The 13,693-nt window shown below is 29.2% G+C and carries 16 protein-coding genes; all 16 read right to left on the bottom strand.

All coding sequences use genetic code 11. The annotated features are described in order from the left end of the window. The 16 genes from glmM to AC5SL8_RS01075 all read right to left on the bottom strand — a co-directional run bounded on the left by glmM (position 1) and on the right by AC5SL8_RS01075 (position 13,639). Positions 1–1,332 (bottom strand): phosphoglucosamine mutase, encoded by a 1,332-nt coding sequence (gene glmM / locus AC5SL8_RS01150; protein WP_494580183.1) that lies wholly within the window; start codon positions 1,330–1,332, stop codon positions 1–3. Further along, on the bottom strand, positions 1,332–2,384 hold the full coding sequence (gene folP / locus AC5SL8_RS01145) for a dihydropteroate synthase (protein ID WP_494580182.1): 1,053 nt from the start codon (positions 2,382–2,384) through the stop codon (positions 1,332–1,334). The genes glmM and folP overlap by 1 nt, the downstream gene beginning before the upstream one ends. Before the next feature lie 6 nt (positions 2,385–2,390). Continuing rightward, entirely contained in the window at positions 2,391–4,289 is a 1,899-nt protein-coding gene (gene ftsH / locus AC5SL8_RS01140; RefSeq protein ID WP_494580180.1) for an ATP-dependent zinc metalloprotease FtsH, read from the bottom strand. A gap of 60 nt (positions 4,290–4,349) precedes the next feature. Beyond that, positions 4,350–5,375 carry a tRNA lysidine(34) synthetase TilS gene (gene tilS, locus AC5SL8_RS01135; RefSeq protein WP_494580178.1) on the bottom strand — a complete coding sequence of 342 codons (1,026 nt, stop codon included), beginning with the start codon at positions 5,373–5,375 and terminating at the stop codon, positions 4,350–4,352. Then, positions 5,356–6,339, bottom strand: coding sequence for a tol-pal system protein YbgF (gene ybgF / locus AC5SL8_RS01130; protein WP_494580177.1), 984 nt, complete (start codon positions 6,337–6,339; stop codon positions 5,356–5,358). The genes tilS and ybgF overlap by 20 nt, the downstream gene beginning before the upstream one ends. A 97-nt stretch (positions 6,340–6,436) precedes the next feature. Next, on the bottom strand, positions 6,437–6,913 hold the full coding sequence (pal, locus tag AC5SL8_RS01125) for a peptidoglycan-associated lipoprotein Pal (RefSeq protein WP_494580176.1): 477 nt from the start codon (positions 6,911–6,913) through the stop codon (positions 6,437–6,439). Positions 6,914–7,000: 87 nt separating this feature from the next. Further along, positions 7,001–8,341, bottom strand: a complete 1,341-nt coding sequence (gene tolB / locus AC5SL8_RS01120) for a Tol-Pal system beta propeller repeat protein TolB (protein WP_494580175.1) — start codon at positions 8,339–8,341, stop codon at positions 7,001–7,003. A gap of 1 nt (position 8,342) precedes the next feature. Beyond that, on the bottom strand, positions 8,343–9,152 hold the full coding sequence (tolA, locus tag AC5SL8_RS01115; RefSeq protein WP_494580174.1) for a cell envelope integrity protein TolA: 810 nt from the start codon (positions 9,150–9,152) through the stop codon (positions 8,343–8,345). Between the two features lie 5 nt (positions 9,153–9,157). After that, the gene (gene tolR, locus AC5SL8_RS01110) at positions 9,158–9,574 is read right to left on the bottom strand and encodes a protein TolR (RefSeq protein ID WP_494573348.1); all 417 of its coding nucleotides are present in this window, start codon (positions 9,572–9,574) and stop codon (positions 9,158–9,160) included. Between the two features lies 1 nt (position 9,575). Then, a complete protein-coding gene (gene tolQ / locus AC5SL8_RS01105) occupies positions 9,576–10,250 on the bottom strand; it encodes a protein TolQ (protein WP_494580172.1) in 675 nt (224 codons plus the stop codon). A gap of 53 nt (positions 10,251–10,303) precedes the next feature. Beyond that, on the bottom strand, positions 10,304–10,798 hold the full coding sequence (locus tag AC5SL8_RS01100) for a crossover junction endodeoxyribonuclease (RefSeq protein WP_494580171.1): 495 nt from the start codon (positions 10,796–10,798) through the stop codon (positions 10,304–10,306). Next, complete coding sequence (locus AC5SL8_RS01095) at positions 10,798–11,523, bottom strand: YebC/PmpR family DNA-binding transcriptional regulator (RefSeq protein ID WP_494580170.1); 726 nt, start codon at positions 11,521–11,523, stop codon at positions 10,798–10,800. Before AC5SL8_RS01095 ends, AC5SL8_RS01100 begins: the two co-directional genes overlap by 1 nt. Positions 11,524–11,528: 5 nt before the next feature. Beyond that, positions 11,529–12,335 (bottom strand): TIGR00282 family metallophosphoesterase, encoded by an 807-nt coding sequence (locus tag AC5SL8_RS01090; RefSeq protein WP_494580168.1) that lies wholly within the window; start codon positions 12,333–12,335, stop codon positions 11,529–11,531. Then, on the bottom strand, positions 12,332–12,877 hold the full coding sequence (locus AC5SL8_RS01085; RefSeq protein ID WP_494580167.1) for a 5-formyltetrahydrofolate cyclo-ligase: 546 nt from the start codon (positions 12,875–12,877) through the stop codon (positions 12,332–12,334). Before AC5SL8_RS01085 ends, AC5SL8_RS01090 begins: the two co-directional genes overlap by 4 nt. A 4-nt stretch (positions 12,878–12,881) precedes the next feature. Next, the gene (locus AC5SL8_RS01080; protein ID WP_494573344.1) at positions 12,882–13,328 is read right to left on the bottom strand and encodes a cell division protein ZapA; all 447 of its coding nucleotides are present in this window, start codon (positions 13,326–13,328) and stop codon (positions 12,882–12,884) included. Beyond that, positions 13,316–13,639, bottom strand: a complete 324-nt coding sequence (locus tag AC5SL8_RS01075) for a 5-formyltetrahydrofolate cyclo-ligase (protein WP_494580165.1) — start codon at positions 13,637–13,639, stop codon at positions 13,316–13,318. Before AC5SL8_RS01075 ends, AC5SL8_RS01080 begins: the two co-directional genes overlap by 13 nt. Positions 13,640–13,693 lie beyond the last annotated feature (54 nt).

The following is a 13,693-nucleotide window of genomic DNA, read 5'->3' as shown; positions in this document are numbered from 1 at the left end:
TTATTTTATTTTTTTCTTAATAATTTCTAAACAATTCAGTAAAAGTTTTTTATTTATACCTTCTACCATAATCCTTATTTTAGATTCTGTTCCTGATTTTCTAACTAAGACTCTTCCCTGATTTTTTATTAATTTTTCTGCTTTTTTAATAGAACTTCTTACATCGATATTATTTATTATATTTTTATCTTTTACTTCAATATTTTCTAGGATTTGTGGAGTTTTAATAAAAGTATTGAAAAAATTACTAGCCCTTTTCCCTTTTCTTAGAGAAAATAACACTTCTAAAGCAACCAACAAACCATCTCCTGTAGTTGCAAATTTTCCTAAAATAATATGACCTGATTGTTCACCTCCAAGATTAAAATTATATTTTTGCATTTTTTCTTTTACATATCTGTCCCCAACATTTGCTCTTATAAATTTTATATTCTTTCCTTTAAAAAATTTTTCTAAACCATAATTAGACATTAAAGTGCCTATCACACCCCCTTTTAGCATTTTTTTTTGTTGCCACCTTAGAGCTATTGCTGCAATTATTTGATCTCCATCAATGATATTACTTTTTTCATCACACAAAATAATTCTATCAGCATCACCATCTAAAGAAATACCAAGATGTGCTTTATATTTTTTTACTGCATTTTTAATTTTATTTGGATGTGTTGAACCACAATTTTTATTAATATTTAATCCATTTGGCATTGCACCAATTGTAAACACTTTTGCTCCAAGGGATTTTAATAATTCTGGACCTGCTTTATAGCCAGCTCCATTTGCACAATCTATTACTATTCTTAAACCTATAAGGTTAAAATCCTTTGGAAAATTTTTTTTTAAAATCTTAATATATTCATCATTTGCTGTTTCCAGTCTTTTAACTCTTCCTAATTTTTGTGATCGAATTAAATTGTTATCAATTTTTTTATCAATTAATTTTTCTATTTTTTTTTCAATTTTGTCAGATAATTTTAGACCATCTGGTCCAAATAATTTTAGACCATTGTCAGAATAAGGATTGTGTGAAGCTGTTATCATAATGCCCATATTAGCCTTCATTTTTCTTGTTAGCATTGCAAGACCATTCGTTGGTAAAGGACCCAAAGTATAAACATGCATGCCTGCTGAAGTTAACCCCGATACTAAAGCAGGCTCAAGTGTATAACCTGACAACCTAGTATCTTTTGCAATAATAGCTAATTGTTTTGTTTTTTTTTGAATTTTAAAATATGTTCCTGATGCCAATCCAAACTTGAAAAACATATCACCATTAATATTCTTGCTATTAACTAATCCTCTGATGCCATCTGTGCCAAAATATTTTTTTGTCATTAGTTTTGGATTATGTTTTTAAATACTTTTATACTTTGCATTAATTCCTTTACGTCATGTATTCTCAAAATTTGCACCCCTTGTGAGGCTAAATAAAGAGAAGAAGCAACTGTTCCCCCAGTTCTATTTTCTGTATCATTTATGCCAGCAATTTCTTTGATAAATCTTTTTTTTGACACACCCACTAATATAGGAAAACCAAGTGTATGAAAAATAGAAATATCCCTTATTAAATTCATATTATGTTTCAATTTTTTTCCAAAACCGATACCTGGATCAATTATAATATTATTATGTTTTATACCCTTCGTTCTTAAAAGTTTTATTTTTTTTTCAAAAAAATCATAGATATCTAATAGTGCATTTTTATAGACTGGTTTAATTTGCATTGTTTCTGGTGTCCCTTGACAATGATGAATAACAAATGGTGTTTTATAATCTCTTAAAATCTCAATTGTTTTTTGATCATATTCTAGCCCTGAAATATCATTTATAATTTTAACTCCAAGTTTAATTCCTTTCTTCATTATTTCTGATTTTCTGGTATCTAATGATATTGGTAATTTTTTACTTATCTTCTTAATAGTATTTGCAATTCTTTTCCATTCTCTTGCATTGCTTACAGTTTGTGAACCTGGTCTTGTTGACTCACCACCGACATCAATAATATTTGATCCAAATTTAAATAAATTCATAGCATGAACTACACCTCTATTTTTTTTATTAAATCTTCCTCCATCAGAAAAACTATCTGGTGTTAAATTTAACACACCCATTAAATTTGGAATATTATTTAAATTAAGATTAGCAAAATTTTTACTCTTTTTAGTAATGATGGAAAGATCTTTTGTAACTTTATTTCTTAAAAATTTTGGTAAATTCTTAACATCTTTTATCTGAATTGTTTTTTTTGAATTTCTAGAAATTATCTCAATTTCATTAAATGAAATTTTATTATTTCCTCTTAACGGTAAATTAATTTTTTTCTTTACAAGATTAACTGATTTTTTTCCATGAGTAAAATTACACGCTCTTGTGTAATATTTTTTCATTAATTTTTAATGAACTATTTTTGGCTTAAGACCCATTGAGCTTAAAGCAGAGTCTTTATCATCATCTTCCACTTTTAAATCTTCTTTGTTGCTTGGGTATATATTTTTATTTATTAGGTTGTCTATCTCTTCACCAGTTAATGTTTCATAAACTAAAAGTGCTTTTGCAATTTTATGCAGATCATCAACCTTGGTTGTTAATATTTCTTTTGCTTTATTGTACCCTTCATCAACTAGTTTTCTTATTTCTTTATCTATTTTTTGAGCAACAGCTTCTGATACACTTTGTGTTCTAGCTACTGATCTGCCTAAAAAGACCTCTTCTTCATTTTCACCATATTCTACGGGTCCTAATTCTTCTGTCATTCCATATTTTGTTACCATCGCTCTCGCTAATTGTGTGGCTTGGTTTATGTCTGATCCAGCTCCACCGCCAGCTCCTGTTGAAATATTATCTTTTCCAAAAATTACTTCTTCAGCCACTCTTCCACCAAAACAAACAGCCATTCTAGCTTTTAAAAACTTAATTGAATACCCATGCTTGTCTCGTTCAGGTAAATTCATTACCATTCCTAAGGCTCTCCCTCTTGGTATGATTGTTGCTTTATGTATTGGATCATAGCCTTCCATATTAAAAGACACAAGTGCATGCCCACCTTCATGATAGGCTGTTAATTTTTTTTCATCCTCAGTCATAACCATTGATCTTCTTTCGGCACCCATCATTACTTTATCTTTGGCTTCTTCAAACTCATCAAGAGTTACTATTCTTTTATTTTTTCTAGCTGCTAATAAAGCTGACTCATTAACTAAATTTGCAAGATCAGCCCCTGAAAATCCTGGTGTTCCTCTTGCAATAGTTCTTAAGTTAACATCTGGAGCCATCTTTATTTTTTTAACATGCACTTTTAAAATCTTTTCTCTACCAATAATATCAGGATTTGAAACAACTACCTGTCTATCAAATCTTCCTGGTCTTAATAAGGCTGGATCTAAAACATCTGGTCTGTTAGTAGCCGCAATAATTATGACACCCTCGTTTGTGTCAAATCCATCCATTTCAACTAATAATTGGTTTAATGTTTGCTCTCTCTCGTCATTTCCACCACCTAGACCAGCTCCTCTACTTCTTCCTACAGCATCTATTTCATCAATAAAAATTATACATGGGGAATGCTTCTTACCTTGTTCAAACATGTCCCTAACTCGTGAGGCACCAACACCAACAAACATCTCTACAAAATCTGAACCTGAAATAGTAAAGAAAGGGACCCCAGCTTCTCCTGCTATAGCTCTTGCAAGTAATGTTTTTCCTGTGCCTGGAGGACCAACCAATAAACACCCCCTAGGGATTTTACCTCCTAATTTACTAAATTTTTTTGGATCTTTTAAAAATTCTACAACTTCTACAACTTCTTCTTTTGCTTCTTCAACTCCAGCAACATCGTTAAAAGTTACTTTTCCTTTTAACTCATTCATCATTTTAGCTTTGGACTTACCAAAGCCCATTGCACCACCTTTTCCACCTTGCATTTGTCTCATAAAAAAAATCCAAACAGCTATTAATAACAACATCGGAAACCAGGATAATAAAATACCAAAAAGAGATGGCATTTTATCTTCTATTGGAGCTGCAGAAATACTTACTCCTTTACTAGACAGTTTTTCAATTAAATTAGGATCATTAGGTGAATATGTTGAAAAAGAGTCTCCATTAGAAAAAACACCTTTTATATTGTTGCCCTGTATTTCAACTTTTACAACTCCACCATTTTCTACCTCAGTTAAAAATTCTGAAAATATAATTGCATTATTTGCACCCATGCTAGCCTGTGGGTTTTTAAACATATTGTAAAGTCCAATTGTTAGAAAAACAATTACAGCCCACATTGCTAAATTTTTCATGTTCATAACCTTAAGATAATAATTATTGCTAATTAAACAAGTGTCAAATTGTTACATAATTCAGACTTTATGCACGCTTTCTCTGGATATTAATATAGTTTCGTTAATCCTTTCAATAAAACAGCCACCCAATGTTAACTTGGTAAAAGATTTTTGTTTAATGGCATTAATTACTTCATCAATACTTTTTCCCCTAACAGGATAATATTTTCTTCCAATAATTTGAATAATTTTTGTTAAAGATCTAAAAATTACCTCATGTGACTGATCAAAAAAAAATTTGTTTAAAATGTAAGTTTTGTCTTTATTCAATAACTTTGAATTCTTATTTAAATTTCTATCCACATAAAATTTAATTGATCTATCTGAGTCTTTAAGATTATTAATGGTTAGTTCAAGCTTTTTAATATCCAAACCTTCTTTTTCTAAAGAGTGTAATAAGTTTCGAATTCTTGTTCTTTTATATTTTTCATCTTTATTAGATGGGTCATTAACATAAAAATTAAAAATAATTTTTGTGATATAAATTAAATCTTTTTTTTCTATATCAAGAAGTGGTCTTAAAATATTAATATTTTGATCTCTGTATTTACTAATTTTATTGAATGAAATTAATCCATTTAATCCACTTCCTCTAACTATTCTGATTAAAAAGTTTTCCAAAACATCATTTAAGTGATGTCCTAACAATAAGTGTTTTATATCTTTTTTTTTACACTGATTAATTAATAATGAATATCTTTTATTCCTTGCTATAGCTTGAATATTTTTAGTTGGTTTTTTTCCATTCCATTTTAAAATCTCACAATTTATATCAATGTTCTTTAAAAAAATTTTTATATTTTTGGCCTCTAAAGATGACTCACTTCGAAGTCTATGATCAACAATAAAGTAATATATTTTAATATTTTTTTTAATAGCATAACATTTTGCTAAATATGCTAAAGCTAGACTATCTGGGCCTCCTGATACAGCCACGGCTAGGTTTTCTTCAACCTTCAAAGATGCTGCAAACTTTTTATATATTCTAGAAATTTTTTTTTTATTTAAGTATTCAAGGATCTGACTACGTGTTTTGTTTTTCACACTCAAATTTTTTAGATTCATACTTAGCTTTTTGTAGCACAGATTGATTTGCTTTAGGATATTGCTTTGCAACACCTTCAATCATTTTACATCCTTGTTCTTTTTCACCTATCTGAACCATTGATACACCAAGTTTTAATAAATTTATAGGAGCCTTCTCACCTTTTGGATATTTTTGATAACCTTCCAAATAAGCTGAGGCAGCATCTGTATAAAGCTGCCTAATTCTAAACGTTTCAGCATACCAATACTGTGCATTGCCTGCTAAAGCATTTTCTGGATTAGCTATTACAAACTCTCTAAAAGCTCGCTCAGCTGTATTATAATCTCCCACTTTTAAAAAACTTGTTGCAAACTCGTATTGTTTTTCAGGTATATCATCTGGTAGTATTGTTTGTTCTGCCTGAAAAGTTTCTGTTACTATAGAAGAAGTTGTTTCAATAGATTGAATTTGTTGTGTAGTGTTTTTGTCTTCATTATCTTTATAAGAAATTGAGCCCAAATCTTGCGGCTGTGATGAGCCTGGTAAAACTTTTTCCACTGGTTCTTTTTGTCTAGATGTTAATTTTGGATTTACTTCTCCTGATGATAATGCATTTTCAACTTCTTGAAATCTTGCTTGATTATCGGCTTGAACTTTAGAAAGTCTATTTGATAATTTATCTAGCTTAAAATTAATTTCTTCAAATTTGTTGGTTAATTCCTGAAACTGATTTTCAATATCTGATAGTTTTAGTAAATGTCTTGTTAGAACATCTTCCGAATTTTGATCAAAATTTTCTTGATTACTTAAACTGCTTGTATTGATTGCTCCTGAATAAACTGCCTTCTCAAGTGTTTTTAAATCTTTTTGAATTAGTTCTAATACCTCATTTAAATTATGATTATCAGCTAATGTAATATTTGAAAAAAAAATGAATGAGGCTAAAGCCTTAATGTAAAATATTTTTTTATAACTAAACATAGAGTCTAATTTGTAATTATAATGATGGCAAAAAAAAGACCCTGTTCACTAATTAAATAGTGATAGGGTCTTTTATAAATTAATTTAACTAACTAACTTAATTAGCTTTAACAGTAACCGATCTTCTGTTTTTTGACCAAGCTAATGGGTTAGATCCTGAGTCTACAGGTCTTTCTTTACCATAACTTAATACTGAAATTCTGTCAGAAGAAATTCCATAAGTCATTAAGTAATCTTTTGCTGAATTAGCTCTTCTTTCACCTAATGCCAAGTTATACTCCCTTGTACCTCTTTCATCAGCGTGACCTTCTAATACAACATTAACACCCGAATTTTTTCTTAACCATGCAGCTTGTTTTCTTAAAGTATCTCTTGAAGCAGTTGTAAGTACTGTTTCGTTTGTTGCAAAGAAAACTCTGTCTGGCACACCTGAGGCTAAATATTCTACTGAATCTGTTCCTGTGTAAACATCACCTTGAAGTTGACCTGTTGTTTTTTTAGTTGCACATGCTGATAGCACTAAACTTGCTATTAAAATCAAAAATGCATTTTTTAAAATCTTGCTTAAGTTCATTGTTGCTCCTTAGTCCGTTTTTTGTAATTCGTTATTTTTTTCATATTTAATTAGACCTTTCAAGTTAAAAATCAAGCTTTATTACTACTAATTCGTTAATAAAGATGACCAAGATGGGTCGGAAGCATCTGTTTCTGTTTTAATCAACTTTTCGTTATAACCTGTTAAATCTATAGACCATAATTTAGCAGAAAACCCCTCTCCCTTTGCGTTCGTTTTTGTTTCTCTATAAAATATTAACACTCTTCCATTTGGAGACCATGATGGTGCCTCTTGATAAAAATTTTCTGTTAGTAACCTTTCACCACTTCCATCTGTTCTCATTACTCCAATATAAAACTTTCCTTTATGCAGTTTTGTAAATGCAATTAAATCTCCTCTTGGAGACCATACTGGCGTACCGTATAGTCCATTACCGAAAGATATTCTTTTAATATTCTTTCCATTACTCTCCATTATATAAACTTGTTGGTAACCGCTTCTATCAGAATTAAAAGTAATGTATTTTCCATCTGGAGAATAAGAAGGGGAAGTATCAATTGAAGGATGATTTGTAATTCTCTCAACAATTCTATTCTCCAAGTCCATAGTGTATATATCTGAATTTCCATCTTGAGCAAAACTCATTATAATTTTTTTTCCATCTGGAGAAAATCTTGGTGCAAATGTCATTCCTGGAAAATCTCCAACTACCTCTTGCATTCCTGTTTCAATGTCTAATAGATAAACTCTTGGTAAATTTCTAAAATAAGAAAGATATGTAACCATTTGATTGGTTGGACTAAATCTTGGTGTTAAGACTAATTCATTTCCAAGGGTTAAGAATTTATTATTAAAACCATCCTGATCCATAATAGCTAGTTTTTTAATTCTATTAGTTTTTGGTCCTTCTTCTGCCACATAAATTATTCTTGTGTCAAAATATCCTTTTTCACCCGTTAGGCGCTCGTAAACTTTATCTGTAATTATATGGCCAACTCTTCTCCAGTTACTTGGAACAGTAGTAAATGCTAATGCCATCATTTCTTTTCCAGCTAAAATATCCCACAGTCTAAATTCAACTCTTAATTTATCGTCTACAAAAGTTACTTTGCCCGTTATTAGTGCTTGAGCTTTAATTAAATTCCAATCTTCAAATCTAGGTTTTAAATTTGCAATATCAGGTTTTTGAAGAAATGCATTTTTATCTAAAGGATTAAAAAGGCCTGTTTGTTTTAAATTATTTTCAACTATTAAAGATATTTCAGCTCCTAAATTTTCTTTTTTTAAAATTTTTTTAAAATTTTCTTTAGAATTATCATCGATTGATAGTGGAGAAACAGCAACGGGAAGAGGGCTTAAGTTTCCTCTCGTAATATCAACTTCTATCAAAGCCATTGCTTTAATTGGAAATATGATCAGTAGTACTAATAAATATCTATATAACATTTTATCCTTCTAACATTTCTCTTGCATCAAAATTTAATTGTAACTCTTTCCATCTCTCATATCCAGTGCTTGGTACTCTAAGAGGCTGACATAGTTTTACTGCTCTTAATGCACTTTCTGCTAAAACTTTATAAAATCCTTGTCCTGGTTTATTCATTCTAGCATGATCAAGAATTTCGGAATCTATAATAGATCCATCTGGCTTTAATTGTAACTTAATTCTAACTAGTAAATTTTCGTTGTAAGGTAATCCTAAAGGAATACTCCAACATCCAAATATTTGTGCTTTTAGAGCATCTTCTTCACTTAGTGACAAACCACCAAATTCTATATTCTTATCTTGATCCTGGCTTATTTTATTACTTTTTTTGTTTGTTTCAGCGCTTTCTACTTTAGATTTATCAATCAAGGCTGCAATATTATTTGGATCAAACAAATCTTTTTTTTCAAATTCTGAAACTTGTTTAATTTCTGTTTCAACTTTTTCGGGGTTTTGTTTGTCTTCTTTAATTTCTTTAACCTTTTCTAACTTTTCATCAGGCAAAGGTATTGCATCTTGTTTATCTTTTTTAACTGCTTTTGGAGGGGCTTGTTCAGAGACAAGTTTTTTTTCTTTTTCTTTAACTTTTTCAATTATTTTTTTTGCTTTAGGTGCAAATGGAATATTTGTTTTATCTGTAATTTGAATTAGTTCAACTGAAATAATTGGTGGTAAATCAATTGGTTTTTTAGCTAAGAAAGGTAGGCTCATGGCAGTAATTAATACGAGAAGTATATGAAGCCCAAAAGAAATAAATATATTTCTATTCATTTATACTACCTCTCTTTATACGGTTCAGAAATCAATGCTACTTTGGTAAAACCAGACCCAGACAACATTCCCATTATCTCCAAAACCCTGCCATAATTTATTGATTTATCTCCTCTGACATAGATTCTTGTGTCTGTTCTATTCTTCGATACAGCTAAAATCTTTGCTGTTATTTTATCATAATCAACTTTTGATTCTTGAATAAATATCTCACCTTTAGCATTAATAGATAGTGTTAATGGTTCAAGTTCTTCAGGTAATGTGTCTGCAGAACTTTCGGGTAAGTCAACTTGTACTCCAACTGTTAACAATGGAGCTGTAACCATAAATATAATTAACAAAACTAACATTACATCTACAAAAGGAGTTACATTTATTTCGCTCATAGGCTCTTTTGATGAACGATTGAGTTTAAAAGCCATTTTAAATTATTGATAAAAATCTTTTAGAAAAATTTTCTAATTTTTGTGAATATTTTTTTGAGTCTAAATTAAATTTATTGTAAGCAACAACTGCTGGAATCGCTGCTAACAAACCTAATGCGGTTGCAAATAAAGCTTCAGCTATTCCTGGTGCTACAATTGCTAAACTAGTATTTCTTGAAATGGCAATTGATTGAAATGAATTCATTATTCCCCAAACAGTTCCAAATAAACCAATAAACGGTGCAGTTGAACCAACTGTTGCTAAAAAAGTAAAACCTTTATCAATTTTTGATATTTGTTTTTCAATACTAACCTCAAGCATTCCACTCATTCTGTCACTTAAATTAGCTTTATTTTTAGCTTTCAATAAAGTTTGCATAGCGTCCTTAAATAATAAAGCCATAGGGTTTTCTAAATTAGCTGGTAAACTATTATAAAAAGTCTCTGCAGACTTTGATCTCCAAAATTTTTCTTCAAATTCTTCTGACTCTTTATTTATTTTTTTAAATAATTTAAATTTTTCAATTATAATTGCCCATGAGTATATAGAGCAGGCGATAAGCGTAAGTATTACTGATTTTACAATAAAATCTGCTCTTAAAAACAAACTCCACAACGAGAAATCAGTATTTGATGCAAGTCCTACTGCTTGTGATGTAATATCAGCTTCCATTATTAAGCTTTCACACTAAAATGTGTCATGAATTTGACTTTATTAGAGTTAAATTAATCCTCTAATTTATAAGTTTCGTAATAAAAACTAGCTATTAAAATTGCATCCGCTTTGTTAGAATCTTTTTTCTTAGATAATTCTGATGAATAATAAGGAAATACTTCGATTGCCTTAGTTCTACTGGCATCTTTTTCTGAATTAATAAGATTAAAGTACTTTTTCCATTTAGCAGGTCTAACAAAATACATTGGTAATTGCATTGCAGAACATATCCCTTTTAAAATTCCAAATGATTGACCAAAATTAAACATACTTGTAACTCCTTGACCAGGCATAGCCGAAACCTGCTCAATCACCACTTTAATATCTTCTTTTTTTAAATCTTTAATTCTTAAAGAAATTTCATGATAAATTTGAGCACCATTTACTTGTTTTTTATTTTTTTTCCCTTCTGGCATATTGGGCATCTCAACAACATCAATTATTTTTCCATCTTGAAAAAAACAAATAGAACCTGTTATGCCTGGGTCAATTCCAATTATAAGCATTAATTATTTTTTAAATTAATATTTGAATAAACATTTTGTACGTCATCATCATCTTCAAGAGTTTCTAGAAATTCAATTGCAGAGTCAATTTTATCTTTTTCAACATCAACACATTTCAAAGGTACCCATTCGATTTCTGTAGAAATAAAATTTGCTATTGTTTTTTCAAGATTTTTTTTTACATTATAAATTTCATTCATAGGACATTGTATTTCATGAAAATTTTCATGAGAAATACATTCATCTGCACCCGACTCAATTGCTAGTTCAAAAATTTGTTCGTCTGAAATTTCTTTTTTATCTATTTTTATAATACCAAGTTGATTAAAATTATGAGAGGCAGATCCCTGTGTTCCTAAATTACCACCACTTTTTTGAAATATTGTTCTGATATTGGAGGCTGTTCTATTTTTATTATCTGTTAGAGCTTCAACAATTACTGCAATTTTATCTGGTCCAAAACCTTCATATCTTAAATTCTCAAAATTATTGTCATTGCTAGCTGAGGATTTGTCTATTGCTCTTTCGATATTATCTTTTGGCATATTTGCTGATCTTGCAGCCTGGATGGCAGATCTAAGTCTGGGATTCATTGCTGGATCTTTGTCGCCTAATTTTGCAGCAACGCTTATTTCTTTTGAGAGTTTTGAAAATACTTTTGATCTTTGTTTGTCTGCTTTTCCTTTAGAATGTTTGATACTTGCCCATTTTGAATGACCCGACATAATAATTAATGAGAATTTTTTAATTCTCCTCCATATACAAAGTTTTCAATTTTATTTGCTAAACCTGTTTCTATATCACAATCAACAATCACACCACATAAAGTAGCATCACCAATTGCTGGAAAGTGTTTAGTAGATTTTTTTTTTAGAAAACGATTAATTGAATTTTCTTTGTTCATTCCAATTACAGAGTCATAATCTCCACACATTCCTGCATCTGTTTGATAGGCAGTTCCTTCTTTAAGAATTCTAGCGTCATTTGTTGGTATATGGGTATGAGTACCAACAACTAATGTGGCCTTTCCATCAAAAAAATGACCGATTGCATTTTTTTCACTAGTAATTTCACCATGGAAATCAACAACAAGAAAATCATAATCTTCTTTCAAATTATATTTTTTAATAAACTTTTCTGCCACTTGAAATACATCATCACATTTTTTCATAAATACATTTCCCATTAAATTTAGTACTCCAACCCTCATCCCATTTTTTGAATTAAATATTTCAAATCCCTTTCCTGGAGAAGGTTCAAATAAGTTTTTTGGCCTCAACAATCTATTTTCTTTTTCAATATGAGACATAGTTTCTTTCTGGTCCCAAACATGATTGCCTGTCGTAATGACATCCACGCCACAGTTAAAGAAATCTTTACAAATTTCCTCTGTAAGTCCAACGCCTGCATCTGCAGCATTTTCACCATTAACTATAACAAAATCAATTTTATGATCTTTTATTTTTGATAGTAAATTGTTTAAGACCATTGAGCGGCCTGAGATACCAACTACATCCCCTAAAAAAAGGATTCTCATTTTATAATATCCTCATTTGTTATAATAAAATCAAGTTTTTGATCATGTTTGTTAATAGGAATTTTTTTTATTTTTTGACATGATAGAGCTAAGCCAATTTTGATAATATCTTTTTTTTTTGATAATTTTTCAATAAAACGATCATAATATCCACCACCATACCCCAGTCTATTTAAATTTTTATCAAATGCGACCATAGGAATAAATAAAATATCAGGGTGAACTAATTTTTTTGCTTCTGGCTCTGGTATACCAAGATTATTAATTTTCAATGGATCAAAAAAAGTCCAATTGTAAAAGTCCATTTGAAAACTTTTTTTAATTACCGGTAATGATATTTGATAATTATCTTTTTCAAATTTTTTGAGTAAATCTAAATCATCAAATTCAAAATTGATAGGAAAGTATCCACCAATTTTTTTAGCAATTATATTTTCTTTTTTAAAAAAATTAATAATTCTATTGTAATCTAACCTAATATTATTTTTATTATATTTTTCTCTAATTTTAAGAATTTTATTTCTTAATCTTTTTTTTAGCACAAATTTATTGGACTGGATTTTCTAAATTAGCTTTTGCAACAAAATTTTCAATTTCATCAGCAGCATCTTCTATTATCTTTTCATAGTCTTGCTTATTTTTTTCAATTTCATTTTTAAATTCTTCATGATTTTGAGTCAGCTGAGCTATTTCTTCCTCTTTTTTATCTTTATATTCATAAACTAAAGATTTTAGCTCTCTAAATTTATTAGAAAGATCTTTTAACTGCTCTTTTTTTAATTCTACTTTTTTCTTGGTTTCAAAATATTCATCCATTACTTGAACAGAAGTAATTAATAAAAGTTTATTTTCACCAATATTTCCTAAATCATTTTTAAGTTTATTAAATTTTTCATTAATATGAATAAGCAATTCTTCTAGATGCTCCTCTTGTCCATCGTCACAAGACAATAAAAAATCTTTACCATTAAATTTGATATTTACATTTGCCATTTATCTATTTCTTCTAATAAAGTATCTGTTTCTTGATTTAATTCATCAATTTTTTCTGAAAATTCAGTTTCTTTTTTTTGTTCATCCAGCTTTTGTTGTTTAATCTCTTCTAATTTCTGATTAAGAGCTTTATGTTCTCTCATTAGGTTTTGATATTTTTCTTCAATTTCTTTTTTTTCAATTTCTAATTGATTTTTTTGAGCATTCAAATTTTCTAGATTAGTTTTTAATGAAGGGTTTTGTAATTTCAAATTCTTAAGTTTATTAATTGCAAAACTCAATTTTTTTTCTTTTTCAGTCTCTGTTTTCATATATATATATTTATAATATTAAATTGAGTCTACGAAGTCTAGATAGGATAATTT

The sequence above is a fragment of the Candidatus Pelagibacter sp. PS_41 genome (genome assembly GCF_059417725.1).
Note: the sequence above shows the minus strand (reverse complement) of the source record. Positions and strands in the feature narration are given on the sequence as shown.

What these genes read in the sequence shown, in the direction of transcription:
- AC5SL8_RS01100 (WP_494580171.1), bottom strand. Translation starts at nt 10,798, where the DNA reads ATGCTTATAATTGGAATTGACCCAGGCATAACAGGTTCTATTTGTTTT.
- folP (WP_494580182.1), bottom strand. Translation starts at nt 2,384, where the DNA reads ATGAAAAAATATTACACAAGAGCGTGTAATTTTACTCATGGAAAAAAA.
- AC5SL8_RS01095 (WP_494580170.1), bottom strand. Translation starts at nt 11,523, where the DNA reads ATGTCGGGTCATTCAAAATGGGCAAGTATCAAACATTCTAAAGGAAAA.
- pal (WP_494580176.1), bottom strand. Translation starts at nt 6,913, where the DNA reads ATGAACTTAAGCAAGATTTTAAAAAATGCATTTTTGATTTTAATAGCA.
- ftsH (WP_494580180.1), bottom strand. Translation starts at nt 4,289, where the DNA reads ATGAAAAATTTAGCAATGTGGGCTGTAATTGTTTTTCTAACAATTGGA.
- AC5SL8_RS01075 (WP_494580165.1), bottom strand. Translation starts at nt 13,639, where the DNA reads ATGAAAACAGAGACTGAAAAAGAAAAAAAATTGAGTTTTGCAATTAAT.
- tolB (WP_494580175.1), bottom strand. Translation starts at nt 8,341, where the DNA reads ATGTTATATAGATATTTATTAGTACTACTGATCATATTTCCAATTAAA.
- AC5SL8_RS01080 (WP_494573344.1), bottom strand. Translation starts at nt 13,328, where the DNA reads ATGGCAAATGTAAATATCAAATTTAATGGTAAAGATTTTTTATTGTCT.
- glmM (WP_494580183.1), bottom strand. Translation starts at nt 1,332, where the DNA reads ATGACAAAAAAATATTTTGGCACAGATGGCATCAGAGGATTAGTTAAT.
- AC5SL8_RS01090 (WP_494580168.1), bottom strand. Translation starts at nt 12,335, where the DNA reads ATGAGAATCCTTTTTTTAGGGGATGTAGTTGGTATCTCAGGCCGCTCA.
- ybgF (WP_494580177.1), bottom strand. Translation starts at nt 6,339, where the DNA reads ATGTTTAGTTATAAAAAAATATTTTACATTAAGGCTTTAGCCTCATTC.
- tolA (WP_494580174.1), bottom strand. Translation starts at nt 9,152, where the DNA reads ATGAATAGAAATATATTTATTTCTTTTGGGCTTCATATACTTCTCGTA.
- tolQ (WP_494580172.1), bottom strand. Translation starts at nt 10,250, where the DNA reads ATGGAAGCTGATATTACATCACAAGCAGTAGGACTTGCATCAAATACT.
- tolR (WP_494573348.1), bottom strand. Translation starts at nt 9,574, where the DNA reads ATGGCTTTTAAACTCAATCGTTCATCAAAAGAGCCTATGAGCGAAATA.